We start from the raw sequence: 25,842 nt of genomic DNA, 5'->3' as shown, positions 1-25,842 counted from the left end.
GTCGCAGCCCACCTACTGTGGTGAGGTGTCAGGTCACGACGATGCCGCCGGCGACCGGCCGGCCGCCCGACCGCTCTCCCGACGCGGACTGCTGGGCCTCGGCGTCGGGCTCGCCGCCGCCGGCACCGGTCTGGCGGGCTGCGCGGCCGACGACGCGACCGGTCCCGATCTGCCGGGGCTGCGACGCGCCCAGCCGACGTGCGTACGGCGGTCGTCCCTCCCCCGCTACGACCGGCTGGCCGACCTGCCGCTGGTCTACGAGGTGAACCGGCGGCGTTCCGAGTTCTCCGTCGACGGGGGCTTCGCCGGCCAGCTCGAGGCCTGGCTGACCGACCTGCGGGAGCTGACCGGCTGGCCGCTGCGGCAGCTGTGGACGTACGGCACCTGGACCGACGGCGGGACGGCCTGCTCGTCGTGGCACGACGCGGGCCGGGCCTTCGACCTGGCCCGGCTGCGGCTCGAGGACGGGACCGACGTGTCCTGTCGCTACGACCTGTGGCGCGACGCGTCGGGTCGCGGGCTGACCTGGGCCCGCCGCACCTACTGGGCGGTGGCGGCCTCGGCGCACCAGCACTTCGCGTACGTGCTGACGTACCTCTACGACGCGCAGCACCACAACCACATCCACCTGGACAACGGGCGCTCGGGTGCTGGGCGGTCGACGTTCAGCAGCCGGTCGCCCGCTCAGGTGCAGGCGGTGCAGGGCGTGCTCACCCACCTGTGGGACCGGCCCGTCGAGGTCACCGGTCGCTGGGACGCCCCCACCCGGGAGGCGACCCGGACGGTGCTGAGCGGGCTGGAGGTCGGTGACGACCTCACCGACCAGGCGACCTGGGCGGGCTTCCTGACCGCGAGCACGCGGCGCGGCGCCGACCGGGACTGACCCGGCGCGGCGGGAGCGCCCGGGGGTCTCAGTCGAAGACGGGGCGGGACGTCCGGGTCCGCTTGAGCTCGTAGAAGCCCTCGTAACCGGCCAGCGTGAGCACCGAGTCGAACAGCCGACCGGCGGCCTCGCCAGTGGGTCGCGGGGTGATCACCGGGCCGAAGAAGGCGACGCCGCCGACGTGGATCACCGGCGTCCCGACGTCCATCCCGACCGGGTCCATGCCGGCGTGGTGGGAGGCCCGCAACGCGCCGTCGTGGGCGTCGGTGTCGCCGCGGTCGGCCAGCCTGACCGGCACCCCGACGTCGGACAGGGCCGCCTCGAGCGTGGCCCGGGTGCGCTCCTGCCCGCCGGGGTGGAAGCGCAGGCCGATGGCGGTGTAGAAGTCGCGCAACCTGTCCGGCCCGTACGCCTCCTCGACGGCGAGCGCGACCCGGACGGGTGCCTTGGCAGCCTCCAGCGACGCGCGGCGCTCCTCGCTCAGGTCCTTGCCCTCGTTGAGCAGCGAGAGGCTCATCACGTGGAAGACGGTGGTCACCGGGCGCACCTTTTCGACCTCGAGCATCCAGCGCGAGGTGAGCCAGGCCCACGGGCAGCCGGGGTCGAACCAGAAGTGGACGATGTCGCCGGTGGGCGGGGCTGCGCTGTCAGAGGTCACATCGACACCCTATGCAGTGGGCACACACGTCCCCCGTCGTCGGCCCTGCCACGGCCCCGGTCACGAGCGACCCCGTTCGTGACAAGATCCCCCTCATGTTTCCCGACAACCTGACCCGGGCCGAGACCAGGGCGAGGGCCGAGCTGGTAGGCACCCACCGCTACCGGATCGAGGTCGATCTCTCCGGTCGCGCCGTCGAGGACCCCGAACGCCTCTTCCGCAGCGACACCACGCTGACGTTCGACGCCCGCGCGGCGGGCGACCTGCACGTCGACCTGATCGCCGACCACGTCGAGGCCGCCAGCCTCGACGGGATCGACCTGGATCCGGCGACCTTCGCCGACTCCCGGTTGCCGCTCACGGTGACGCCGGGCCCGCACACGGTGCGGGTGGTGGCGCACTGCCGCTACAGCCGCACCGGTGAGGGACTGCACCGGTTCGTGGACCCGGCCGACAAGGCCACCTACCTCTACACCCAGTTCGAGCCGGCCGACGCCCGCCGCGTCTTCGCGAACTTCGAGCAGCCCGATCTCAAGGCGGAGTTCACCATCGGGGTGGTCGCGCCGGAGGACTGGACGGTGGTCAGCAACGGCGCGCTGCTGCAGGTCGAGCCGCTGGGGGACGGCAACGCCCGCTTCTCCTTCGCCGAGACGAAGCCGATCTCCACCTACCTGACCGCGCTCGTCGCCGGGGACTACCACCGGACCGACCGCACCCTGCACACGCCGAGCGGCGAGGTGCCGGCGGCGCTCTACTGCCGTCGTTCGCTCGCCGAGCACCTGGACGCGGACCGGATCTGGGACGTCACCGAGGCCGGTTTCGGGGTCTTCGAGCGGCACTTCGCGCAGCCGTACCCGTTCGGCAAGTACGACCAGGTGTTCGTGCCCGAGTACAACGGCGGTGCGATGGAGAACGTCGGCTGCGTCACCCTGCGCGACGAGTACGTGTTCCGCAGCCGGGCCACGCCCGCCTCGTACCAGGTCCGCGACGACACGATCCTGCACGAGCTGTCGCACATGTGGTTCGGTGACCTCGTCACCATGCGCTGGTGGGACGACCTGTGGCTCAAGGAGTCGTTCGCGACCTGGGCCTCCAACTTCGCGCTGAGCCAGATCGTCGAGGACCCCGACGCCGCCTGGGCGTCGTTCACCAACGGCTTCAAGACCTGGGCCTACCGCCAGGACCAGCTGCCCTCGACCCACCCGATCGCGGCCGACATGGTCGACCTGGAGGCCGTCGAGCAGAACTTCGACGGCATCACCTACGCCAAGGGCGCCTCAGTGCTGGTGCAGCTGGTGGCCTACGTCGGCCAGGAGGACTTCCTGGCCGGCTGCCGGCAGTACTTCCAACGGCACGCGTACGGCAACACCGCGCTGACCGACCTGCTGTCGGCTCTGCACAGCGCCTCCGGACGGGATCTGTCGGACTGGTCGGCGCAGTGGCTGGAGACGACCGGGGTGAACACCCTGCAGCCGGAGATCACCGTGGACGACGAGGGCACGATCACCTCCTTCGCCGTCCTGCAGAGTGCGGCGCCCGAGCACCCGACCCTCCGCCAGCACCGGATCGCCCTCGGCCTCTACGGCACCGACCCCGACGACGGAGCCGACTCCGACGGTCGCCTCCGGCGGGTCGCTCGGGTCGAGATCGACGTCGCCGGTGAGCGGACCGAGGTGACCGAGCTGGTCGGGCTGCACAGGCCGCCGCTCCTGCTGGTCAACGACGACGACCTGTCCTACGCCAAGGTCCGGCTCGATCCGGTGTCGCTGGCGACCGTGGTGGCCCGGCTGGCGGACGTCGACAGCGCTCTGGCGCGGGCGGTCTGCTGGGCGGCGGCCTGGGACATGTGCCGGGACGGCGAGATGGCTGCGGCGCAGTACGTGGAGCTGGTGCTGTCGGCGGTCGCTGTGGAGTCGGACCCGGTGGCGGTCCGGACGGTGCTCGGCCAGGCGGCCAGCGCCGCCCGTCACTACACCCCGCTGGAGCAGCGGGCCGAGGTGCTGGTGCGCTGGCAGGACGGGGTGACGGACCTGATGGACGCCGCCGATCCCGGCTCGGACCTGCAGCTGGCCCTGGTCAAGGCGTTCCCCAACGCCGCCGAGGACGCCCGCGGCGCCGACCGGCTGGCCGGTTGGCTGGCCGGGGACGGCGTGCCCGGTGGGGTCGAGATCGACCCTGAGCTGCGCTGGTCGGCAGTGGTCAACCTGGCCCGACTGGGTCGCTTGGACGAGGCGGCCATCGACACCGAGGCCGACCGCGACAACACGGTGACCGGGGCCGAGCAGGCGGCCGCGGCCAAGGCCGCCCGCCCCACGGCCGAGGCCAAGGCCGAGGCCTGGCGGCTCGCGGCGGAGGCCGACGACGTACCCAACGGTACCCAGCGCGCCGTCACCCTCGCCTTCTGGCAGCGTGGTCAGGACGAGGTGCTGGCGCCGTACGTGGAGAAGTACCTCGCGGCGGCCGGGGAGATCTCGCGCGGTGAGGGCGGCTGGTCGACCCGGGGCTTCGCGCTCCGGGAGAACCTGCTCCGCTTCGGCTTCCCCGTGCCCGAACAGCTCGGGCCGTTCATCGAGCGGCTGGACGCCTGGCTGACCGACCGGACCCTGGTCGACTCCGTCCGCCGCCCGGTCGTGGAAGGACGCGACAACGCAGCGAGATCATTGAGGTGTCAGCAGGCGGGCTGACCGCCGCGAGCGGCCGTCTGCGACGACGAGCGCCAGCGAGGAGGAGCTCGTCGCGAGCGGCCGCGCAGCGGAGGGCCCGATCCTGTCTGGACCGACGAGCGAGCAGACATGCTTTTCCGTCTGCGATCGAGGAAGGAAGACAGGATCTCTCGGCCCGCAGCGGAGCAGCGAGTGATGACTACACGGCGTGCAGGGTCACGGGGTGGTGGGCCGCCTCGCCCAGCTGCCCGATGCCGCGGACCAGTCCACCGACCAGGTCCCCGGCCAGGAACGACGACGTCATCGTGGCCACCGCGAGGCGGCAGGCGGTGTCGTCCAGGAACTGCCGGGTCGCCCGCCCGGTGACGATCTCCAGGGCGCGCGCATCGGGGTCGCAGAGCACCAGGACCGACCGCTCGGGTCGACGAAGGTGGCTGTGCAGCGCGTGCGCGTGCTCCCTCGCCGCGACGGCGGCAGGGCCCAGGTAGGCCTCGAAGTCGAGGTCGCTGATCCGGCTGGCCGTGTCGAGGGCGGCGTCGATCCTCCGGCGGTCACCGAAGGACAGGCCGTCACCAGCGAGCACTGGCCCCGCCGGTCCCGGTGTCGGCGCCCGGCTTGGCCTCGAGACCGGCCGGCACCTCGTGGGAGATCCCGCCCTCCACCTCGCCGCTGGCGTGCTCGACGCCCGCGACGGAGACGAACGCCGTGTTCGGGTTGACCGCGGGACCGTAGCGCTTGAGCTCCCGGGTGGAGCCCAGGTAGGAGGCGCCGGCGATGACCAGGCCGATCACCAGCGGGGCCCCGATCAGCAGCAGCAGGAAGTGCAGCGCCGACGGGTTGGGCGCCGCGGGCCACCCCTGCAGCGTTTCCAGGGGCACTAGCATGCTCTGCAGTCCACTCACCCCCCATACGGTAGCGGCATCGATCCGCGCGCACACCCACCACCGCGCCGACCACCCAGAGGAGCCTGCGTGTCCGAGACCTCGCCCGAGCGAGCGACCCCCACGCCAGAGCCCCCCACCCAGGAGCGGTCCGCGTCCGACGGCGGTGAGACCCGGGTCGTGATGGACGCCGACCAGATCTCCCGGGCCTGTGCGCGGATGGCCCACCAGATCCTGGAGGCCAACCGGGGTGCCGAGGACCTGCTGCTGCTCGGCATCCCCACCCGGGGCGTCGACCTGGCGCACCGGCTCGCCGTCGCGATGGCCGAGGTCGAGGGCACCGAGATCCCGACCGGCGCGCTCGACATCACCATGTACCGCGACGACCTGCGCCGCCAGCCCACCCGGGCGGTCGGGCGCACCCACCTGCCCCGCGGCATCGACGACGCCGTCGTCGTGCTGGTCGACGACGTGCTCTACTCCGGCCGGACGGTCCGTGCCGCGCTGGACGCCCTGGGTGACATCGGTCGCCCCCGCGCGGTCCGACTCGCGGTGCTGATCGACCGCGGCCACCGGCAGCTGCCGGTCCGCGCCGACCACGTCGGGAAGAACCTGCCCACGGCGGCTTCCGAGCGGGTCCGGGTCCGGTTGGAGGAGGTCGACGGGGTCACCGACGTGACCATCTCCCGGCCCCCCGGGAGCCCGTCGGGCCCCGTGTCGGGACCGGTCGGCGACGAGCAAGGAGACGAGGCCTGATGCGGCACCTGCTGTCCGCCGGCGACCTGAGCCTGACCGAGACCACCGAGATCCTGGACCTGGCCGAGGAGATGTCGGCCGTGCAGGACCGGCCGCTGAAGAAGCTGCCGGCGCTGCGCGGCCGGACGGTGGTCAACCTGTTCTTCGAGGACTCCACCCGGACCCGGTCCTCGTTCGAGCTGGCCGGCAAGTGGCTGTCCGCCGACGTGATCAACGTCTCGGCCAAGGGCTCCTCGGTGTCCAAGGGCGAGTCGCTGCGGGACACCGTGATGACGGTGGCCGCGATGGGCGTGGACGCGCTGGTCATCCGGCACGGGGCCTCCGGGGCGCCCTGGCAGGTGACCCAGTGGGTCGACGCGCACATCCTCAACGCCGGGGACGGCACCCACGAGCACCCGACCCAGGCGCTGCTGGACGCGTTCACCCTGCGCCGCCACTTCCGCGCCCACGACGGCGGCGACCTGAGCGGGCGCACGGTCGCCATCGTCGGCGACGTCACCCACTCCCGGGTCGCGCGCAGCAACGTGCTGCTGCTGCGTACCCTCGGCGCCGAGGTGGTGCTGGTGGCCCCGCCGACCCTGATGCCCGCGGGGGTGGCCTCCTGGCCGGTCGCGATCAGCCACGACCTGGACGACGTGCTGCCGGGCGTGGACGCCGTGATGATGCTGCGGGTCCAGCGCGAGCGGATGAGCGGTGGCTACTTCCCCACTCCGCGCGAGTACACGATCGGGTACGGACTCACCCGGTCCCGCCTCGCGACGTTGCGGCCGGGCACCCCGATCTGTCACCCCGGACCGATGAACCGGGGTCTCGAGATCTCTGCGGAGGCCGCGGACGCGGCGTCCTCGCTGGTGCTCCAGCAGGTGGCCGCCGGGGTCGCGGTGCGGATGGCCGTGCTGTATCAGCTGCTGGGCGGGGCCGACGAGCTGCCCCTCACCCGCGTACGGGAGGGGGTCGCATGAGCGAGCTGGTGATCACCGGAGCCGATCTGGCCGGGGCGGGGGCGGGCGATCTCTACGTCCGGGACGGCCTGTTCGCCGACCCGACCGAGGCCGGGGCCGACGTCGAGCGGGTGGACGCGCACGGTCTGGTCGCGCTGCCGGGCCTGGTCGACCTGCACACCCACCTGCGGGAGCCCGGCCGGGAGGACGCCGAGACGGTGGCGACCGGCACCCGGGCGGCCGCCCGGGGCGGCTTCACCGCGGTGCTCGCCATGGCGAACACGAACCCGGTGACCGACACCGCGGAGGCGGCCGAGCACCTGCTGGCCCTCGGCCGGCGCGACGGGGCGGCCCAGGTCGTCCCGGTCGGGGCGGTGAGCAAGGGCCTGGCCGGGTCCGAGCTCGCCGAGCTGGGGCTGATGGCGCGCTCCGCCGGAGTCCGGGTGTTCTCCGACGACGGTCACTGCGTCGCCGACGCCCGGCTGATGCGGCGCGCCCTGGAGTACGTCCGGGCGTTCGACGGTGTCATCGCCCAGCACGCCCAGGACCCGCGGCTGGCCGGCACCGACGCCTGCTGCCACGAGGGCGAGCTGTCCGGCCGGCTCGGGCTGCCCGGCTGGCCCCCTGCTGCGGAGGCGACGATCGTGGCGCGCGACGCCGAGCTCGCGGCGCTGACCGGCTCGCGGGTGCACGTCTGCCACGTCTCCAGTGCCGAGACCGTGGACGTGCTGCGCTGGGCTCAGAAGCGGGGCATCGACATCACCGCCGAGGTCACCCCGCACCACCTGATGCTGACCACCGACCTGCTCAGCTCCTACGACCCGACGTACAAGGTGAACCCGCCGCTGCGCCCCGACGAGCACGTGGCGGCCCTGCGGGAGGCGCTGGCCGATGGGACGATCGCCGCCGTGGGCACCGACCACGCACCGCACGCCCGGCACGACAAGGAGCACGCCTTCGCCGACGCCTCCCCCGGCATGCTCGGGCTGGAGACCGCCCTGGCGGTGGTGATCGAGACCATGGTCACGACGGGTCGGCTGGACTGGGCCGGCGTGGCGGAGCGGATGTCGTACGCGCCGGCCCGGATCGCCCGGCTGTCCGGGCAGGGACGACCGCTGGCTGTCGGCGAGCCGGCGAACCTGGTGCTGGTCGACCCCGCGGCCCGCAGCGTGGTGGACCGCGCGGCCTCGGCCTCGCTGTCCCGCAACAACCCCTGGCACGGCCGGGAGCTGCCCGATCCGGTGGTGCTGACGGTGTGGGCGGGCCGGGTGACCCACCGACGCGGAGGAGGGTAACCGGTGCCGGAGTGGTTGCTGGCGATCCTGGGCAACGCGATCGTCCTCAGAGCCGCCCGGATCGCGTTCCTGCTGGTGGTGGGACTGCTGGCCCGGCTGATCATCCACAAGGTGATCGACCGGACCGTGGAGCAGTCGATCCGCCGACCGGTCCGGCTGCGGGCGGCCGTGGTGCTGGAGAGCGCCTCGGGACTGCCCGCCCAGCGCCGGACCCAGCGGCTGCGGGCTCTCGGTTCGCTGGGCAAGAGCATCACCACTGTGGTGCTGCTGATCGTCACCCTGGTGGCCGTGCTGTCCGAGCTCGGCTTCAACGTCACCACCATCGTGGCCGGCACCTCGGTGGTGGCCGCCGCGATCGCCTTCGGCACCCAGAGCATCGTCAAGGACCTGCTGTCCGGGGTGTTCCTGCTGGTCGAGGACCAGCTCGGGGTCGGCGACTACGTCGACATGCAGCTGGCGTCGGGCACGGTCGAGGAGATCGGCTTGCGGGTGACCTCGCTGCGGTCCGACGACGGCACCCACTGGTACGTCCGCAATGGCGAGGTGCTGCGGCTGGGCAACTTCAGCAAGGGCGGTCCCGAGCGACCGGCTCCGGCCTCGCAGAACGTGGCGGTGCGGATGCTCGAGCCCGAGCCGCCGGCCGAGGAGCCGTCGGAGCCCGACAGCCAGGAGCCGGAGACCGAGCGCCCCGCTGCCGGCCGCTGACGCTCCACCCAACCGGGCAAAACCGCTGACGCCCCCTTTCGCACCGTGACGCCCCCTCTGCCGAGGGGGCGTCGACAGGTGAAAGGGGGCGTCAGCAGGATCAGGCGGAGGTCACTCCACCAGGGTGGCGTCCAGGGTGATCGTGGTGCCGGTGAGCGCCTGCGACACCGGGCAGTTCTTCTTGGCGTCCTCGGCGGCCTCGGCGAACTGCTCAGCGGTCAAGCCGGGCACCACGGCCTTGACCGTCAGCTTGATGCCGGTGATGCCCTGGCCCGGCTGGAAGGTCACGTCGGCGGAGGTGTCCACGGTGGTGGGCGGGGTGCCGGCGCCGGCCAGGCCGTGCGAGAGCGCCATCGAGTAGCAGGTCGAGTGCGCGGCCGCGATGAGCTCCTCCGGGCTGGTCTTGCCGTTGGCGGCCTCCGCGCGGGACGGCCAGCTGACGTCGAAGGTCGCCAGACCCGACGAGGCGAGCTCGACGGTGCCGGCGCCCTCCATCAGCGAGCCCTCCCAGTGGGCGTTGGCGGTGCGGACAGTGGCCATGTGCGTTGCTCCTCGAGGTGTGACGATGTCGGACCCGACCATCCTGCCAGCGGTCAGGAACCGGTCGCCGCTCCGGGGTCGGCGTCGGGTGCGAGAGAATGGCAGCACCATGTCGACCTCAGCCGTGCCCACCTTCTACGACGCCGTCGGCGGCTACCCGACCTTCGAGAAGCTCGTCCACCGGTTCTACGCCGGGGTGGCCGAGGACCCGCCGCTGCGGGCCCTCTACCCCGAGGAGGACCTCGGTCCGGCCGAGGAGCGCTTCCGGCTGTTCCTGGTCCAGTACTGGGGCGGACCGACCACCTACGGCGAGCAGCGCGGCCACCCACGGCTGCGGATGCGGCACGCGCCGTTCGCGGTCACCCCGGCCCAGCGGGACCGCTGGCTCCACCACATGCGCGACGCCGTGGACTCGCTGGACCACCTGACCCCCGAGCAGAGCGCGGAGCTGTGGTCCTACATGGAGCGGTCCGCCCACTTCATGGTGAACACCCTGGACGAGGACGATCCCCGGCCGAAGCCGGGACTGCAGATCGGCTGACCCGTCGTCCGTGGGCGGACCTGGGTGCGACATCACCCGCCACCGGGTCGTGCGGCCCCTGAGCTCCTCGGCTACTCCGGGATGAGTGACACCTTCACCGACTCCTTGCCGCTGCCGACCAGGTCCAGACCGCGCTGGAAGTCGGCCAGCGGCAGCTGGTGGGTGCAGATGTCGTCCAGCGGAAGCACTCCGGACTCCAGCATCCGGACCGCCGCCGGCCAGGTGTGCGGGCCGAGGTGCGCCCCGAGCACGTCGAGCTCCTTGTCGTCGCTGATGATCGTCCAGTCGACCGACACGTCGCTGCCGAACACGCTGTACTCGACGAAGGTCCCCTGCTTGCGCAGCACGTTGAGCCCCTGCCCGACCGCCGACGGGTGCCCGGTCCCCTCCAGGTAGACGTCGGCCCCGTAGCCTCCGGTGAGGTCCATGATCGCCGCCACCACGTCGGTCTCGGCGATGTTGATCGCCTCGTCCGCCCCGCAGCGCAGGGCCAGCGCGAGCTTGTCCGGGGCCATGTCGAGGGCGACGACCTTCCGGGGGAACCGGGCCCGGGCCCCCGCGATCATGCCCAGTCCGATGGGTCCGCAGCCGGCCACCACGACCACGTCGTCGAACGTCGGGTCGGCCCGCTCGACGGCGTGCAACGCGCAGGACAGCGGTTCGACGAAGGCGGCCTGGGCGGGCGGCAGGTCCGCGCTGATCTTGTGCACCAACGCTCCCGCCGGGAAGATCATGTAGCTCGCCATCGCTCCCGGCGTACGACGCTTGAAGCCGTAGATCGCGTGCGGCGCACACATGTGGTACTGCCCGCGGAGGCAGTAGCGACACTCCCAGCAGGGCACGATCTGCTCGCTGGTCACCCGGTCGCCGACGCTCACGCCCCAGCGCTCGGCCGCGGTCTCGTCGAGCGCGACGACGCGGCCGACGAACTCGTGCCCGGGCGTCACCGGGGTCTCGACGTACGCAGCCCGCTGGGCGTCACCCCAGAACTTGGTCGCCCCGTGGTAGCACTTCAGGTCGCTGGCGCAGATGCCGACGGCTTCGACCCGGACGAGGGCCTCACCCGGACCGGGCACCGGCACCGGCACCTCGGTCAGCCGGTAGTCCTCCGGGCCGTGGCAGACCACGGCCTGCATGCTGTCGGGGATCTCGCTCATGGGATGCCTTCCGGACGGTGGACGTCAGCGTGCGAAACGCCTCGACCCTAGCGGTCGGGGCCTGGGCCGACGCGTCGCCGCCCGCCGAACCGGGCTCCGTCACCGTGGAGCGAGCCGGCTCAGGGCCGCTCTCTGGTCGTCGGTGAGCGGCTGCTGCCCGACCAGGATGGTGCGGGCCTGGGCGTACACCGCGCCGGTGGCGGGGTCGTCGATCGAGGCGGCCAGCCGGATGGAGCGGTTGCCGATGGCGGTCACCACCGTGTTGACCCGGTAGGGCGCGACCCGGAAGTCGAGGGGTCGCCGGTAGTCCAGGTCCTGCCGCACCACCACCCAGACGTCGTCGGCCGACGGCGAGTCCCGCTCCAGCCAGCGCAGCGCCTGCGCCATCAGGGCGACCCTGGCCTCCTGGATGTAGTCGTAGTACTTCACGTTGTTGGCGTGACCGTAGGAGTCGAGGTCGGACCAGCGGATCTGCAACGGGTAGTCGTGGCCGCCGGCGGACCACGCCTGCTTGGGCAGGTCCGGCAGCGGCTGGTGGGAGTCCTCCCGGCCGGCGGCGAAGATCGTCCGCTCGGCCGTCGTCAGCCGCCGCAGTCCCCCGCCGGCCAGATCGTAGGGCGCGCCGGTGGTGCGGGCGCGGATCGCCACCTCGTCGCCGTCGCGCACCTCGTAGCCAATCTGGAAGCGACTGCCACCGACGCTGTCGACCCAGAGGTCGATGGCCAGGCCCCGGTCGTGGAAGCGGACCGGGCGCAGGTACTCGATCTGGTGCTGCACCACGAGCACCCCCGTGTCGAGCAGCTGGTGCATCGTCGGCGGCCCGGACAGGAGGTAGTCGACCCGGGCCTCCTGGAGGTAGTCGACGAAGGCGGCGTTGTTGACGTGCGCCTGGGCGTCCATGTCGCCCCAGCGCATCGGACAGACGTAACGGTGCACCACGGGAACCATCTCTATCAGTCCCGGCCCGCAGCACGATCGGGCAGAGGTCCGGGGGCCTGTCAGTCCGGTCGAGGGATCAGTAGTGTCCAGGCATGACGACATCCAGAGTTGCTGTGGTCACCGGCGCCGCCCGCGGGATCGGTGCCGCCATCGCCCACCGCCTGGCCGGCCAGGGTGTTGCCGTCGCCGCCGTCGACCTCGACACCGCCGGGTGTGCCCGCACCGCCAACACGATCCTGGAGGTCGGCGGCCGGGCGATCGCCGTGGGCGCCGACGTGGCGGACGAGAACGCCGCCGCCCGGGCGGTCGAGCAGACCGCCGCCGAGCTGGGTCCGGTCACGGTGCTGGTGAACAACGCCGGCATCATCCGCGACAACCTGCTGTTCAAGATGACCTCCGGCGACTGGGACGCGGTGATGAACGTCCATCTGCGCGGCGCCTTCCTGATGACCAGGGCCGCCCAGGCCCACATGATCGAGGCCAAGTGGGGCCGGATCGTCAACCTGTCCTCCACCTCGGCCCTCGGCAACCGCGGTCAGGCCAACTACGCCGCAGCCAAGGCCGGCCTGCAGGGCTTCACCAAGACCCTCGCACTCGAGCTGGGCAAGTTCGGGGTCACGGCCAACGCCATCGCCCCGGGCTTCATCGACACCGAGATGACCCAGGCCACCGCCGACCGGCTCGGGGTCGACTTCGAGGACTGGAAGGCGGCCGCCAGCCGGGAGATCCCGGTCGGCCGGGTCGGCACACCCGACGACGTCGCCGCGGTGGCCGGCTTCCTGTGCAGCGAGGACGCCGGCTACGTCTCCGGCCAGGTCATCTACGTCGCCGGCGGCCCGAAGGCCTGACCACCACCGCTCCCGCTCGGGTTGGGGCTTCTCGCGCTGGCTGCAGCCGGCGCGAGAAGCACGATCCCGAGCGAGGACCTCAGCCCTCGTACAGCGAGTTCAGCGTCGACGCGTACTTGTTCTCGACCGCCTTGCGACGGATCTTCAGGCTCGGGGTCACCTCACCGGACTCCACGCTGAACTCCTGCGGCAGGATCTCGAACTTCTTGATCGTCTCCCAGCGCTCGAGCTTGCGGTTCGCCTGGGCGACGTGACCGTCGATCAGCCCCCGCACCGCCGACGAGTGGGCGAGCGCAGCGAGGTCGCCGGACTCGTGACCGTTCTCCTGGGCCCAGCCCTGGATGGCCTCCGGGTCGAGGGTGATCAGCGCGCTGATGTACTTCCGGCCCTCCCCGTGGACGAGGACCTGGGAGACGTACGGGCTGGCGGCCTTGACCGCCGCCTCGACCTTCTGCGGTGCCACGTACTTGCCGCCGGACGTCTTGATCAGGTCCTTCTTGCGGTCGGTGATCCGCAGGTAACCGTGGTCGTCGAGCTCGCCGATGTCGCCGGTGGAGAACCAGCCGTCGGCACTCAGCACCTCCCGGGTGGCCTCGTCGTTGCCGTGGTAGCCACGCATCACGCCGTCGCCCCGCACCAGGATCTCGCCGTCCGCGGCGATCTGGACCTCGGTGCCGGGCACCGCCGGACCGACGGTGCCGAACCGGGTGGCCCGCGGGTTGTTCACGAACGTCGCCGCACTCGTCTCGGTCAGTCCGTAGCCCTCCAGCACCAGCAGACCGGCGGCGTAGAACCACTCCTGCACCTCACGGCTCAGGGCCGCGGAACCGGAGACGAAGAACTTGATGTTGCCGCCCATCCGCTCCTTGAGCTTGCTGAACACCAGCTTGTCCGCCAGGGCGTACTGCAACCCGAGCAGCCCGGCCGGCTCGTGACCCTCGAGACGTCCGGGAATCGTCTTGTGTCCCACGGTGAACGCCCAGTCGAAGATCTTGCCCTTGACCCCGGACTGCGCCCCGGACATCACCTTGGCCCGCACCTTCTCGAAGATCCGCGGTGCGCCGGCCATGAAGGTCGGCTTGACCACGCCGAGGTTGTCGACGATCTTCTCGATCGTGCCGTCCACCGCGGTGGTGAAGCCGATCTTCAGCTGGATGGCGATCAGCGCCTTGCCGAAGACGTGCGACAGCGGCAGCCACAGGTACTGCACGTCGTCGGGACTGATGATGTCGTACGCCTCGATCGCGGCGCCCTCGTACGTCCAGGCCGACTGCGCCAACCGGACGCCCTTGGGCCTTCCGGTGGTGCCGGAGGTGTAGATCAGCGTGGCGAGGTTGTCGGGTCCCGTCGCCGCGATGGCGTCGTCGACCACCGTGGGGTTCGCGGTCAGGTGCGCCCGACCGAGCTCACGGAACTGCGACCAGGTGACCACCAGCTCGTGATCGGCCTTTCCCGAGAACTGCACGATCTTGACCACCGACAGCTCGTCGAGGTGCTGGACCACCTTGGCGACCTGGAAGTCGTCCTCGGCGAAGACCACCGTCGACTCCGAGTCGCCGAGGATGAAGGAGACGTCCTCGTGCTGGGTCGTCGGGTAGACGGTGGTGGTGGCGCCGCCGGCGCTCATGATGCCCAGGTCGGCGAGGATCCACTCGATCCGGGTGCCGGAGGCGATGGCCACCCGGTCCTCGGTCTTCAGCCCGAGCGACAGCAGCGCGGCGGCGACCTCGTCGGCGGCTGCCTTGGTCTCGGTCCAGGTCAGCGACACCCAGCGCTCGCCGTCCAGGTAGCGGAACGCCTCCCGAGGGCCGGACGCCTCGGCACGCTGGGCCAACATCGCGCCGACGCTCGGGGGGCGGGTGGCGAGCAGCTCTTCCTGCTGCGCGAGGGGCATCATCGTCGAGGTCACCTTCGGGTACGGGGAGGCGGGCCGGCACCGAACGGCGCAGGTCCTCCGCAGCCTAGTCAACCCGACCGGGCGGCGTCGTCGCGTACGACGTATTCTCGCCGTCCTCTCAGCGTGCCCGCGCCCGTCCGCCGGCCAGGTGGACCGCCGGTTCCGGGCCTCAGGCCAGTCGCTGGAGGACGACAGCCATCCCCTGGCCCCCGCCGACGCACATGGTCTCCAGACCGAACTCGACGTCGCGCCGCTGCATGGCGTTGAGCAGGGTGGTCATGATCCGGGCGCCGGTCGAGCCGAACGGGTGCCCTAGGGCGATGGCGCCGCCGTGCACGTTGAGCCGGTCGGCGTCGAGGTGGAGCTCGCGCGCGGACGCGATCACCTGGGCGGCGAACGCCTCGTTGATCTCGACCAGGCCGATGTCGTCCAGGGACAGGCCGCTCTGACGCAGGGCCCGGCGGGTCGCCTCGACCGGTCCCACCCCCATGATCTCCGGACTGAGGCCGGTCGCGGCCGAGGTCACGATCCGGGCCAGCGGAGTGAGCCCGAGCTCGGCGGCCCGGGCCCCACTCATGATCACCACGGCCGCGGCGCCGTCGTTCAGCGGGCAGCAGTTGCCCGCGGTCACCGTGCCGTCCGCCCGGAACACGGGCTTGAGGCCGGACACCGCGGCCAGGGTGGTGCCGGCCCGCGGACCGTCGTCGGTGGACACCACGGTCCCGTCGGCCAGCGTCACCGGGGCGATCTCGTCGTCGAACACCCCGGCCGCGATCGCCTGCTCCGCGAGGTTCTGGGACCGTACGCCGAAGGCGTCCTGGTCGGCACGGCTGACGCCGTACGCGGTGGCCACGTTCTCGGCCGTCTGGCCCATCGCGATGTAGATGTCGGGCAGCTCGCCGTCCAGCCGGGGATCGTGCCAGCGCTCGTTGGTCTCGGCGGTGCGGGCGGTCCGAGCCGCGGCGGCGGCGAACAGCGGGTTCTGGGTGTCGCTCGGGTCGACCCCGGCGGACCCGAAGCCGCGGTAGCGGGACACGCACTCCACCCCGGCGGAGACGAACGCGTCGCCCTCCCCGGCCCAGATGGCGTGGGTGGCCATCCGGGCGGTCTGCACGCTGGAGGCGCAGAACCGGTTGACGGTGGCGGCGGGCACGGAGTCCAGACCCAGCTGCACCGCGACCCGGCGGGCCAGGTTGCCGCCGTGCTCGTCGCGCGGCTCGGCGCACCCCAGGTAGAGGTCGTCCAGGGTGGTCGGGTCGAGACCCGGCACCTTCGACAGGGCCGCCGCGACCACCCCGGCGGCCAGGTCGTCGGGCCGGACACCGGCCAGCGAGCCCTTGACGGCCCGCCCGATGGGTGTCCGGGCGGCCGCCACGATGACGGCGTCCCGGTCACTCGGTCGGTGGTCGAACCCGGTGTGGTCCCGGCCGAGCTCGGAGACCCAGGTCATGAGCGGACCCTCTCGGCAGGGCGGTCAGAGTCCGAGGTCACGGCCGATGATCTCCTTCATGATCTCGTTGGAGCCGGCCCAGATCCGGGTCACCCGGGCGTCGGCCCAGGCGCGGGCCACCCGGTACTCGTGCATGTAGCCGTACCCGCCCCACAGCTGCACGCAGGCGTCGAGCACCGCGTTCTGCACGTCGGCGGTCCACCACTTGGCCTTGGCCGCATCGACAGCTGACAGGGTGCCGTCGACCTGCTGCAGGATGCAGGCGTCGATGAAGGCCTGGGTCACCTCGCACTGGGTGACGAGCTCGGCGAGTCGGTGCTTGTTGGCCTGGAAGGACCCCACCGGCTGCCCGAACGCCTGGCGTTCCTTCACGTACGCGAGCGTCTCGTCGAGGATCTGCCGGGCGTGGGCCAGGTTGCTCACCGCGGCCCCGACGCGCTCGGTCACCAGCCGCTCCATCATGTAGATGAAGCCGCGGTCGACCTCGCCGATCACGTTGGCGTCCGGGACGCGGACGTCGGCGAAGAACAGCTCGGCGGTGTCGGACTCCGGCTGCCCGACCTTGTCCAGCTTCCGACCGCGCTCGAACCCGGGCATCCCGGTCTCGACGGCGAACAGGGTGATGCCGCGAGCCCGCTTGTCGGGGCTCGTGCGGGCGGCGACGACGACCAGGTCGGCGGAGTAGCCGTTGGTGATGAAGGTCTTGGAGCCGTTGAGGACCCAGCCACCGCGACCCTCATCACCGTCGCGGACGGCGGTGGTCTTGAGGTTCGCCAGGTCCGAGCCCCCCGACGGCTCGGTCATGGCGATGGCGGTGATCAGCTCCCCGGTGCAGAACCGCGGCAGCCACCGCTGCTTCTGCTCCTCGGTGCCCAGCTCGACCAGGTACGGGGCGACGCAGTCGGCGTGGATGCCGACGCAGGAGGAGTAGGCGAAGGCGAACCTGGCGAGCTCCTCGGCCAGCACCATGGCGAACCGTGGGTCCTCCGCACCGGCGCCGCCGTACTCGGCCGGCACGTTCAGTCCCAGCAGGTCCTGCTTCCCCAGCTCGAGCCACATCTCGCGCCCGAACTCGTGGTTGGCGATGTGCTTTTCCTGGTTGGGGCGCAGCTGACGCTCCACGAACGTCCGGCAGGTCTCGCGGAAGGCGTCGTGGTCGGAGTCGAAGATGGTGCGCCTCATGCGTCGGACTCCCTGTGCGTCGGTGCTGGGATCCCTATGTTACTCGTGAGTAGCAAGGCTGACCAGCACCGACGCCGAGGGGCCGACGCATCCTCCGGGGAGCCGCCGGAGAGCGGTAGGCGGGTCAGGCCTGGGCGGCCTCGATGGCCAGGGAGATGTCGACCTTGTCGCCGATCAGCAGCTTGCCGCCGTCGAGCGGGACGTTGAAGGTGACGTTGAAGTCCTTGCGGTCGATCGAGGTGTGCGCCTCGGCCCCCAGGCGGGTGACGCCGTACGCGTCGACGGCGACACCGAGGAAGTCGGCGTCCAGGTCGACGGCCTTGGTGATGCCGTTGATGGTCAGCTCGCCGGCGATGACGTAGCCGTCGCCGCTCTCCCGGATGCCGGTGCTGCGGAAGGCGAGGGTGCCGCCGTTGCTCGGGTCGAAGAAGTCCGCGGACTGCAGGTGGGCGTCGCGCTGCGCGTTGTTGGTGCTGATGGAGGAGGACACGATGGTGACCTCGACGCTGGCGTCGACGGGGTTCGGCGAGGTGGTGGTGACGGTGCCGGAGAACTCGGCGAAGCGGCCCTTGACCTTGCTCATCAGGTGGCGCACGCTGAAGCCGACCTCGGAGTGGGCGGGGTCGATGTTCCAGGTGCCGGCGACGAGCTCGGTGGTCTCGATCTGCTGGGTCATGCGGGGCTCCTTCGGAAGAAGTTTAGATTTCAACTACTGGAGACGAGCATAGCAAAGCTCTAATTGAAACGTCAACCACTCTGCTAGACTGTCTCCATGTGCACGCGGTGGCTGACGGGGGATCAACAGAAGGTCTGGCGCACCTACCTGCTGGGATCCGCCCGCCTGGACGAGCGGCTGGGGGCCGACCTGCAGGGTTCCGGTCTGGACCTCCCCGAGTACGAGATCCTGGTCAACCTCGAGGAGTCCCCCGAGCGGCGGCTGCGGATGTCCGAGCTGGCCGACGCCGTGCACCAGTCACGCTCTCGGTTGACCCACACCATCGCCCGGATGGAGAAGGCCGGCCTGGTCGTCCGGACCACCTGCCCGACGGATCGTCGTGGTGTCTGGGCCCAGCTCACCGACACCGGGTTCACGGTGCTCGCGGCCGCCGCCCCCGGTCATGTGGCAGCGGTCCGGCGGAACCTGGTCGACGCGGTCGCACCGGAGGACTGGGAAGCACTCGGCCGGGTGTTCGCCGCCGTCCTCGCGGTCCCGCCGGACGACGCCTCCGACGCCTGACCGCTCACGTAGCATCGAGGTCGATCATGCCGACCTCACTCACCCTCTCCGCCCCCGCGGCCGACCTGTCGCACGCGCTGCGGCGCCGTGGGCTGGCCGACGTCCTCGACACCACCAAGCTCACCCGCGCGCTCTACTCCTCCGACGCCTCGGTCTACCGGGTGGTGCCGCTGGCCGTGGCCCGACCGCGCACGGTCGAGGAGCTGGTGACCGTGCTCGACGCGGCCCGCTCGACCGGCACGGCGGTGACCACCCGCGGAGCGGGGACCTCCTGTGCCGGCAACGCTGTCGGCCCTGGCCTGGTGGTCGACGTCGCGCGCCACCTGACCAGGATCCACCGCGTCGACGCCGAGGAGCGGCTCGCCGTCGTCGATCCCGGGGTGGTGCAGGCCGCACTCCAGCGGGAGGCCGCGCCGTACGGACTGCGGTTCGGGCCGGACCCGTCCACGCACACCCGCTGCACCATCGGCGGGATGATCGGCAACAACGCCTGCGGACCCCGTGCCCTGGGCTACGGCAGGACGGCCGACAACGTGATCGCCCTGAAGGTGGTCACCGGGTCCGGTGAGCAGCTGACCCTGGACACCCGGACCCCGATCGACGTCGACGCATCGGCCTCGTTGCACGCGCTGCAGTCAGTCGTCGCGGGCCACCTGGGCACGATCCGCACCGAGTTCGGCACCTTCGGGCGTCAGGTGTCCGGCTACAGCCTGGAGCACCTGCTGCCGGAGAAGAAGTTCGACGTGACCAGGTTCCTGGCCGGCACCGAGGGCACCCTCGCGGTGATCACCGAGGCGACCGTCCGACTGGTCGCCGACGCCCCGCACAAGATCATGATCGCGCTCGGCTACGCCTCGATGCCCGAGGCGGCCGATGCCACCCCGGTGCTGCTCGGCTTCTCCCCCACGGCCATCGAGGGCTTGGACCGGCGCATCGTCGACGTGGTCCGTCGCACCCGCGGGGAGGGAGCGGTCCCGCCGCTGCCCCGCGGCGACGGGTGGGTGTTCGTCGAGCTGGTCGGGGCGGATCCCGGCGAGCTGGCGGGCCGCGCCGCCGCCCTGCTGGCCGCCTCGGACTGCCTGGACGGCGAGGTGGTGACCGACCAGAACCAGGCGCTCGCGCTGTGGAAGATCCGCGAGGACGGCGCCGGTCTGGCCGGGGTGTCGCTGGCCGCTCCGGCGTACCCGGGGTGGGAGGACGCCGCCGTGCCGCCGGCCTCGCTGGGCCGGTACCTGCGCGATTTCGACGCGCTGCTGGACGACTACGGGCTGCACGGGCTGCCGTACGGGCACTTCGGCGACGGCTGCGTGCACGTCCGGATCGACTTCCCGCTGACCTCCGACGGCGGGGCCGCGCGCTACCGGTCGTTCGTGGAGGACGCGGCCCGGCTGGTAGCCGGCTACGGCGGGTCGATGTCGGGTGAGCACGGGGACGGTCGGGCCCGCTCCGCCCTGCTGCCGTCCATGTACTCCCCCGCCGCCATCTCCCTGTTCGGCGAGGTGAAGGCGGCGTTCGACCCGGACAACCTGCTCAATCCCGGGGTCCTGGTCGACCCGCGACCGGTCGACGCGGATCTGCGGGCGGCCGCCCTGGTGGGTCGCACGGCCGACCGCTTCTCCGCCGAGGTGCACAAGTGCTCCGGCGTGGGCAAGTGCCTGGCCGACAGCACCGGCAGCCTGGGGGTGATGTGCCCGTCGTACCTGGCCACCCGCAACGAGAAGGACTCCACCCGCGGTCGCGCCCGGGTGCTGCAGGAGATGGTGAACGGCGACCTCGTCCAGTTGGGGTGGAAGTCGCCCGCCGTGCACGCGGCCCTCGACCTGTGCCTGTCCTGCAAGGGCTGCGCCCGCGACTGCCCGACCGGGATCGACATGGCGGCGTACAAGTCGGAGGTCCTGGACCACACGTACGCCGGCTCGCTGCGGCCGCGGTCGCACTACACCCTGGGTTGGCTGCCGCGGTGGGGTCGGCTGATCACCCGGTCCACCGCTCTGGCCACGGTGGTGAACCTGACCTTGGGTCTGCCGGGACTGCGGCGGATCGTGAAGTGGAGCGCCGGGGTCGACCAGCGCCGGCAGCTGCCGCGGTTCGCGGACCGACCGGCCCGGAGCCGGGTGGCCCTGCCCGCCACCGAGGGCCGGCCGGTGCTGGTCTGGGTGGACTCCTTCTCCGACTGCTTCACCGGCCACGGCGTCGAGGCCGTCGTCGAGGTGCTGCGCTCGGCCGGGTACGCCCCGCAGTTCCTGGACCGGACCGCCTGCTGCGGGCTGACCTGGATCAGCACCGGTCAGCGGGAGGGGGCGCGGCGCCAGCTCCGCCAGAGTCTGGACGTCCTGCACCCGTACGTGGCCGCGGGGGTCCCGATCGTCGGCCTCGAGCCGTCCTGCACCGCGGTCTGGCGCAGCGACGCACCCGAGTTGCTGCCCGACGAGCCGCGGGTGGCCGAGGTCGGGGCCGGCGTGCTGACCCTGGCCGAGCTGCTGGACCGGACTCCGGACTGGTCGCCGCCGGATCTGTCCGACGTGGAGATCGTCGCCCAGCCGCACTGCCACCACGCCGCCGTGCTGGGCTGGCAGGCCGACGCCAAGCTCTTGAAGGCCTCAGGGGCGAGTGTCACCACCGTGGGCGGCTGCTGTGGCCTGGCCGGCAACTTCGGCGTCGAGAAGGGGCACTACGAGGTGTCGGTCACGGTGGCCGAGCACGACCTGCTGCCGGCGGTGGCGGCCCACCCGGGCGCGACCGTGCTGGCCGACGGGTTCTCCTGCCGCACCCAGCTCGCCGAGCTGGCCGGCACCCAGGCGATCACCCTCGCCGAGCTCCTCGCCCGGCGTACGTCCACGGCCGCCCCGGACAGCTGAGGTCGTTCCCGACCCGGAGTCGGATACCGGTTGGACCGTCCGACGGCGCCTCGTACGGTTTCCGGGTGAGCGATCGGGTGGGAGCCACGGGCCGGACCGGGCGGTAGATCGTGCCGACGCCGGTCGAGGTCACGTGCGACGAGTCGGGTTTCACCGGCGGGAACCTCACCTCCCGCCACGCCGTCTTCACCCACGCCAGCCTCCGGGTGCCGGTCGAGTCGGCGCGGGACGAGATGGAGCGGCTGCGGCGGCGGGTGTCGGCCCACGGGGAGCTCAAGGCGAGCTGGCTGCTGCGGTGGTGCGACGACGACGACCTGCACCGGCTCCTCGACCGGGACGGTCTGCTCGGCGACCAGGTGCGGGTGCACCTGATCGACACCCGGCTGTTCCTGCTCACCCGGCTGGCGGACGTGCTGGTGGGCACCGGTGAGGTGAGCGGGCTCGACCTGCCGGGGCAGAACGCCACCACCCGCGGGATGGCGCTCGAGGTCCACCGCCAGGGGGATGCCGTGTTCGGACCCCAGCGCTGGCAGAGGTTCCTGGTCCTGGCGGGCAAGGCGCTGCGGCCGCCCAGCCGGTGGGTGCCGGCGTCGGCCGTCTCCGACTTCGAGGGCGAGCTCGTTGCCCTCACGAACCTGCCGGCTCCGGCCGGCGTACGGGAGGCCCTGCAGCTTCTCCTCGCCGACGTGCCGCGGGCGAGGGGCGTACGGCGAGCGGCGGAGAGCGACCCGCGACGCCCACCCCTGGTCGAGCCGCTGCTGCCCGCCCTCGACCGCGCCGTGCTCACCTGGGGCGCGACCCACCGTGACCTCGTCGTGGTGCACGACGAGCAGTCGGTGTTGACCCCCTGGCGGATGGCGGAGATCGCGCGGCGCCTGGACCAGGCTCATCCCGGTCACACCGTCGAGGTGCGCCGGGTGGACTCCCGCGACGACCCGCGGGTGCAGATCGCCGATCTCGTGGCCGGCATCGCCCGCCGGGCGGGAGCGAGTCTCTTGACCGGACGACCCGACCGTCGGTTGATCGACCTGATCGACCCGCTCGTGGATCCGGCATCGGTCTGGCCCGACGAGGCCTGGCGAGACGGAGACCTGGCGGAGGGGACCTGGCGCGATGGAGGCGGACGTGACGGGAGCGGGGCAGACGGAGCGGGGACGACGGGACCGAGCGGGACGGGACCGAGCGGGACGGCACCGAGCGGGGCGGGACCGTGACAGACGGGAGCCGGGGCGGGGTCAGCCGGGTGAATCGCCCGGAGTGGCCTCGTGGTGCCGACGACCGGCCGTCCTCTCGTCCTGCTTGAGCCGAGCCTCGAACAGGTGTCGACGGCCGCCGACGAGCTCGTCGCGCGCCTGCTTCTCGAGCGCGCGGAAGGTGGACCAGTAGGTGTCGTCGTACTCCTCGACGATCTGGAAGGTCCACCGCCCGGCGAGCACGTTGCGCCCGATCAGCTCGGCCTCGAGCCGGTCGGCGACCGCACCGTGGCCGGCGTCGCGCAGCGAGGTCAGGGCGTCACCCAGCTGGATGTCGGCGGAACCGGTGAGCTGATGGAACGAGTACAGGTGACCCCGCGCGCGCTCGCAGGTCTCCAGCGCCTCCGACAGCTTCCCCAACGCCTCGACGGTGGCGTCGTCGACGCCGTCCGGCGTGCGGTGATCGGGATCAGGCAGGTCCTCGGACGGTACGTCGGACATCGAGGTCTCCTCGGTGAGTCGGCTCGGCACCCGTCAGCCCGCCCGCCCGGAGTCGGTGGTTCCGGGTCGGTCGGGCTGGCCGGTCGGGGTCAGCGGGTCAGGCGGCGGTGGGTGGCGCGGTGCGGACGAGCGGCCTCGGCGCCGAGCCGGGACAGCTTGTTGGCCTCGTAGTCGTTGAAGTTGCCCTCGAACCAGAACCACTGGGCCTGATCGGCGTCATCGCCCTCCCACGCCAGGATGTGGGTGGCCACGCGATCCAGGAACCACCGATCGTGGGAGATGACCACGGCGCAGCCCGGGAAGTCGAGCAGGGCATCCTCCAGCGACTGCAGGGTCTCGACGTCCAGGTCGTTGGTCGGCTCGTCGAGCAGCAGCAGGTTGCCGCCCATCTTCAGCGTCAGGGCCAGGTTCAGCCGGTTCCGCTCGCCGCCGGACAGCACGCCGGCCGGCTTCTGCTGGTCGGGGCCCTTGAAGCCGAAGGACGCCACGTACGCCCGGGACGGCACCTCGAAGTTGGCGACCTTGATGTAGTCCAGGCCGTCCGAGACCAGCTCCCAGACGTTCTTCTGGGGATCCAGGCCGGCCCGGCTCTGGTCGACGTAGGAGAACTTGACCGTGTCACCGAGCTTCAGTGACCCCGCGTCGGGGGTCTCCTCGCCGATGATCATCCGGAACAGGGTCGACTTGCCGACACCGTTGGGGCCGACCACACCGACGATGCCGGCCCGGGGCAGGGTGAAGCTGAGTCCGTCGAACAGCAGCCGGTCCCCGAACCCCTTGACCAGCTTGGTGGCGTCGAGCACGTTGCTGCCCAGGCGTGGACCCGCCGGGATGTTGATCTCCTCGAAGTCCAGCTTGCGGTTGCGATCGGCCTCGGCGGCCATCTCCTCGTACCGGGCGAGGCGGGCCTTGCTCTTCGCCTGCCGGGCCTTGGGGTTGGACCGCGCCCACTCCAGCTCGCGCTCCAGGATCTTGGCCCGCTTGGCGTCGCGCTTGCCCTCGACCTGGAGACGGGACTGCTTGGTCTGCAGGTAGGTCGAGTAGTTGCCCTCGTACGGGTGCGTGCGACCGCGGTCGAGCTCGAGGATCCACTCCGCCACGTTGTCGAGGAAGTACCGGTCGTGGGTGACGGCCAGCACCGCCCCGGCGTACGCCTTGAGGTGACCCTCCAGCCAGTGCACCGACTCAGCGTCCAGGTGGTTGGTGGGCTCGTCGAGCAGCAGCAGATCGGGCTGCTGCAGCAGCAGCTTGCACAGCGCGACCCGGCGTCGCTCACCACCGGAGAGGATGTCGACCGGCGTGTCCGGCGGCGGGCAGCGCAGCGCGTCCATCGCCTGCTCCAGCTGGGAGTCGATGTCCCAGGCGTTGCGGTTGTCCAGCTCCGTCTGCACCTCGCCCATCTCGGCCATCAAGGCGTCGAAGTCGGCGTCCGGCTCGGCCATGGCCAGTCCCAGCTCGTCCATCCGGGTCTGCAGGGCCTTGATGTCGGCGACGGCCTCCTCGACGTTCTCCAGCACCGTCTTGCCCTCGGTCAGCGGCGGCTCCTGCAGCAGGATGCCCACCGTCGCGTCCTTGGCCAGCATGGCGTCGCCGTTGCTGGGCTTGACCATGCCGGCCATCAGCTTCAGCAGCGTGGACTTGCCGGTGCCGTTCGGACCGACGACGCCGATCTTCGCGCCGGGGTAGAACGACAGCGTCACGTTGTCCAGCACGACCTTGTCGCCGAGGGACTTGCGGACGTTGTGCATCGAGTAGATGAACTCAGGCATACCTTCGTGGACCTTCACGTTGAGGGGGCGCCGGGGACGTCACCGACCCCACCAACCTATCGGGGCCGGGGACGTATCCCAACCTCGATGCGTCCGCGACCGGGACCGCCCCGTGGAGCGCCGACTCAGTCAGGAGCGCCGGCTCGCCGACGAGTCGCCGCGGGCGGCCTTCCGCAGCAGCACCAACCAACCGCCCAGCATCAGCACGAACACCAGCGACCACGGCCGGAAGACGAGGTCGTCAGTCGCCCGACCACCAGGCGTGCGTGAGGCTACCGGCGAGAAAGGTGCCGTCGACGAGGATCAGCTGCCGGAGGATCCGCACGGACCGCTGCGTGCCGGACCGGCCACGGAAGCCGGCTCCGTCCGCGGTCGCCACGCGACCCGCTACGCCACCCGACTGACGACCCCGTCGTCGTCGACCCGTTCCTCGGCCTCCTCCTCGGACGGCTCGGCGAGCGTGGCGACGTCAGCGTCGTCCAGACCGCCGGCCTGCTGCGACTCGACCCGTCCGATCAGCTCTCCCAAGCTGGCGTCGCGGTCCTCCGGTGCGTCGTCGCTGCGCGCCCGGAAGAAGGTGGCCGTGCCCCGAGTCAGGTCGTGGCCGACGGTGGTGGCCTCGAGGGTGAGCCGCTCGTAGGTGACCCCCTCCTTGGTCCACACGTTGGTCCGCAGCCGACCCGCGACCAGCACCGGCTGTCCCTTGTGGAGGCTCGCCGTCACGTTCTCGGCCAGCGCCCGGAAGCAGGTGACGGTGATCCAGGTGGTCGCCGCGTCGGCCCACTCCCCGTTGCGGCGCACCCGTGGGGTGTGGGCCAGCCGGAAGCTGGCCACCGGCACCCCGTTGTTGCGGAACTCGACAGTTCCCCCGACGTTCCCGGTCAGCTGCACGTACGCGTCCATGTCGTCATCCCCTCCTGTGCCCGGACCACCCGGTGCTCTGCTGAC

The 25,842-nt window shown here is 71.6% G+C and carries 25 protein-coding genes; 11 read left to right on the top strand and 14 right to left on the bottom strand.

Features of this window, described 5'->3' with window-relative positions:
* Positions 1-25 precede the first annotated feature (25 nt).
* Positions 26-883 (top strand): extensin family protein, encoded by an 858-nt coding sequence (locus ABD714_RS03245; RefSeq protein ID WP_344810824.1) that lies wholly within the window; start codon positions 26-28, stop codon positions 881-883.
* 28 nt (positions 884-911) lie between these two features.
* On the opposite strand, the gene ABD714_RS03240 is transcribed toward ABD714_RS03245, so the two are convergent.
* Complete coding sequence (locus ABD714_RS03240) at positions 912-1,541, bottom strand: DsbA family protein (protein ID WP_344810823.1); 630 nt, start codon at positions 1,539-1,541, stop codon at positions 912-914.
* 95 nt (positions 1,542-1,636) lie between these two features.
* Here ABD714_RS03240 and pepN point away from each other — a divergent pair, with 95 nt between their 5' ends.
* Positions 1,637-4,225: an aminopeptidase N gene (gene pepN, locus ABD714_RS03235; protein WP_344810822.1), complete on the top strand. Its 2,589-nt coding sequence runs from the start codon at positions 1,637-1,639 to the stop codon at positions 4,223-4,225.
* A 178-nt stretch (positions 4,226-4,403) separates the two neighbouring features.
* Here the strand turns inward: pepN and ABD714_RS03230 are convergent, their stop codons facing one another.
* A complete protein-coding gene (locus ABD714_RS03230) occupies positions 4,404-4,787 on the bottom strand; it encodes a DUF5130 family protein (RefSeq protein WP_344810821.1) in 384 nt (127 codons plus the stop codon).
* Positions 4,774-5,088, bottom strand: a complete 315-nt coding sequence (locus tag ABD714_RS03225; protein ID WP_344810820.1) for a hypothetical protein — start codon at positions 5,086-5,088, stop codon at positions 4,774-4,776. The genes ABD714_RS03230 and ABD714_RS03225 overlap by 14 nt, the downstream gene beginning before the upstream one ends.
* Positions 5,089-5,175: 87 nt before the next feature.
* On the opposite strand from ABD714_RS03225, the gene pyrR reads away from it, so the two are divergent.
* Genes pyrR through ABD714_RS03205 form a run of 4 tightly spaced genes read left to right on the top strand, consistent with a single transcriptional unit; the run spans position 5,176 to position 8,782 of the window.
* Positions 5,176-5,841, top strand: coding sequence for a bifunctional pyr operon transcriptional regulator/uracil phosphoribosyltransferase PyrR (gene pyrR, locus ABD714_RS03220; RefSeq protein WP_344810819.1), 666 nt, complete (start codon positions 5,176-5,178; stop codon positions 5,839-5,841).
* Positions 5,841-6,803: an aspartate carbamoyltransferase catalytic subunit gene (locus ABD714_RS03215; RefSeq protein WP_344810818.1), complete on the top strand. Its 963-nt coding sequence runs from the start codon at positions 5,841-5,843 to the stop codon at positions 6,801-6,803. Before pyrR ends, ABD714_RS03215 begins: the two co-directional genes overlap by 1 nt.
* Positions 6,800-8,077: a dihydroorotase gene (locus tag ABD714_RS03210; protein ID WP_344810817.1), complete on the top strand. Its 1,278-nt coding sequence runs from the start codon at positions 6,800-6,802 to the stop codon at positions 8,075-8,077. The genes ABD714_RS03215 and ABD714_RS03210 overlap by 4 nt, the downstream gene beginning before the upstream one ends.
* Positions 8,078-8,080: 3 nt before the next feature.
* Positions 8,081-8,782 carry a mechanosensitive ion channel family protein gene (locus tag ABD714_RS03205; RefSeq protein ID WP_344810816.1) on the top strand — a complete coding sequence of 234 codons (702 nt, stop codon included), beginning with the start codon at positions 8,081-8,083 and terminating at the stop codon, positions 8,780-8,782.
* 111 nt (positions 8,783-8,893) lie between these two features.
* On the opposite strand, the gene ABD714_RS03200 is transcribed toward ABD714_RS03205, so the two are convergent.
* Positions 8,894-9,322: an OsmC family protein gene (locus tag ABD714_RS03200; RefSeq protein WP_344810815.1), complete on the bottom strand. Its 429-nt coding sequence runs from the start codon at positions 9,320-9,322 to the stop codon at positions 8,894-8,896.
* Positions 9,323-9,431: 109 nt separating this feature from the next.
* Here ABD714_RS03200 and ABD714_RS03195 point away from each other — a divergent pair, with 109 nt between their 5' ends.
* Entirely contained in the window at positions 9,432-9,863 is a 432-nt protein-coding gene (locus ABD714_RS03195) for a globin (protein WP_344810814.1), read from the top strand.
* 71 nt (positions 9,864-9,934) lie between these two features.
* Here ABD714_RS03195 and ABD714_RS03190 read toward each other — a convergent pair whose 3' ends face one another.
* On the bottom strand, positions 9,935-11,020 hold the full coding sequence (locus tag ABD714_RS03190) for an alcohol dehydrogenase catalytic domain-containing protein (protein ID WP_344810813.1): 1,086 nt from the start codon (positions 11,018-11,020) through the stop codon (positions 9,935-9,937).
* Between the two features lie 99 nt (positions 11,021-11,119).
* A complete protein-coding gene (locus tag ABD714_RS03185; RefSeq protein WP_344810812.1) occupies positions 11,120-11,959 on the bottom strand; it encodes an acyl-CoA thioesterase in 840 nt (279 codons plus the stop codon).
* 92 nt (positions 11,960-12,051) lie between these two features.
* On the opposite strand from ABD714_RS03185, the gene fabG reads away from it, so the two are divergent.
* Positions 12,052-12,807 carry a 3-oxoacyl-ACP reductase FabG gene (gene fabG / locus ABD714_RS03180; protein WP_344810811.1) on the top strand — a complete coding sequence of 252 codons (756 nt, stop codon included), beginning with the start codon at positions 12,052-12,054 and terminating at the stop codon, positions 12,805-12,807.
* A gap of 79 nt (positions 12,808-12,886) precedes the next feature.
* On the opposite strand, the gene ABD714_RS03175 is transcribed toward fabG, so the two are convergent.
* The 4 genes from ABD714_RS03175 to ABD714_RS03160 all read right to left on the bottom strand — a co-directional run bounded on the left by ABD714_RS03175 (position 12,887) and on the right by ABD714_RS03160 (position 18,012).
* Positions 12,887-14,704 carry an AMP-dependent synthetase/ligase gene (locus ABD714_RS03175; protein ID WP_344810810.1) on the bottom strand — a complete coding sequence of 606 codons (1,818 nt, stop codon included), beginning with the start codon at positions 14,702-14,704 and terminating at the stop codon, positions 12,887-12,889.
* Between the two features lie 169 nt (positions 14,705-14,873).
* The gene (locus ABD714_RS03170; protein WP_344810809.1) at positions 14,874-16,154 is read right to left on the bottom strand and encodes an acetyl-CoA C-acetyltransferase; all 1,281 of its coding nucleotides are present in this window, start codon (positions 16,152-16,154) and stop codon (positions 14,874-14,876) included.
* Positions 16,155-16,178: 24 nt separating this feature from the next.
* A complete protein-coding gene (locus ABD714_RS03165) occupies positions 16,179-17,336 on the bottom strand; it encodes an acyl-CoA dehydrogenase family protein (RefSeq protein ID WP_344810808.1) in 1,158 nt (385 codons plus the stop codon).
* A gap of 124 nt (positions 17,337-17,460) precedes the next feature.
* Positions 17,461-18,012 (bottom strand): YceI family protein, encoded by a 552-nt coding sequence (locus ABD714_RS03160; RefSeq protein ID WP_344810807.1) that lies wholly within the window; start codon positions 18,010-18,012, stop codon positions 17,461-17,463.
* A gap of 96 nt (positions 18,013-18,108) precedes the next feature.
* Between ABD714_RS03160 and ABD714_RS03155 the strand changes: the two genes are divergently transcribed.
* The 3 genes from ABD714_RS03155 to ABD714_RS03145 all read left to right on the top strand — a co-directional run bounded on the left by ABD714_RS03155 (position 18,109) and on the right by ABD714_RS03145 (position 22,645).
* Complete coding sequence (locus ABD714_RS03155) at positions 18,109-18,573, top strand: MarR family winged helix-turn-helix transcriptional regulator (protein WP_344810806.1); 465 nt, start codon at positions 18,109-18,111, stop codon at positions 18,571-18,573.
* A gap of 26 nt (positions 18,574-18,599) precedes the next feature.
* A complete protein-coding gene (locus tag ABD714_RS03150; RefSeq protein ID WP_344810805.1) occupies positions 18,600-21,431 on the top strand; it encodes an FAD-binding and (Fe-S)-binding domain-containing protein in 2,832 nt (943 codons plus the stop codon).
* A 110-nt stretch (positions 21,432-21,541) separates the two neighbouring features.
* Complete coding sequence (locus tag ABD714_RS03145) at positions 21,542-22,645, top strand: DUF3800 domain-containing protein (protein WP_344810804.1); 1,104 nt, start codon at positions 21,542-21,544, stop codon at positions 22,643-22,645.
* 21 nt (positions 22,646-22,666) lie between these two features.
* Here ABD714_RS03145 and ABD714_RS03140 read toward each other — a convergent pair whose 3' ends face one another.
* From ABD714_RS03140 to ABD714_RS03125, 4 genes are all read right to left on the bottom strand, one after another.
* Positions 22,667-23,125, bottom strand: coding sequence for a hypothetical protein (locus ABD714_RS03140; protein ID WP_344810803.1), 459 nt, complete (start codon positions 23,123-23,125; stop codon positions 22,667-22,669).
* An 89-nt stretch (positions 23,126-23,214) separates the two neighbouring features.
* Positions 23,215-24,894 (bottom strand): energy-dependent translational throttle protein EttA, encoded by a 1,680-nt coding sequence (gene ettA / locus ABD714_RS03135; RefSeq protein ID WP_344810802.1) that lies wholly within the window; start codon positions 24,892-24,894, stop codon positions 23,215-23,217.
* A 241-nt stretch (positions 24,895-25,135) separates the two neighbouring features.
* Positions 25,136-25,273, bottom strand: a complete 138-nt coding sequence (locus ABD714_RS03130) for a hypothetical protein (RefSeq protein WP_344810801.1) — start codon at positions 25,271-25,273, stop codon at positions 25,136-25,138.
* A gap of 8 nt (positions 25,274-25,281) precedes the next feature.
* Positions 25,282-25,797, bottom strand: a complete 516-nt coding sequence (locus tag ABD714_RS03125) for a single-stranded DNA-binding protein (RefSeq protein WP_344810800.1) — start codon at positions 25,795-25,797, stop codon at positions 25,282-25,284.
* Positions 25,798-25,842: the final 45 nt, after the last annotated feature.

Source organism: Microlunatus aurantiacus (assembly GCF_039536605.1).
In the GTDB taxonomy this organism is placed as follows: Bacteria; Actinomycetota; Actinomycetes; order Propionibacteriales; family Propionibacteriaceae; genus Microlunatus; species Microlunatus aurantiacus.
This window is presented reverse-complemented; position numbering and strand designations above follow the sequence as displayed.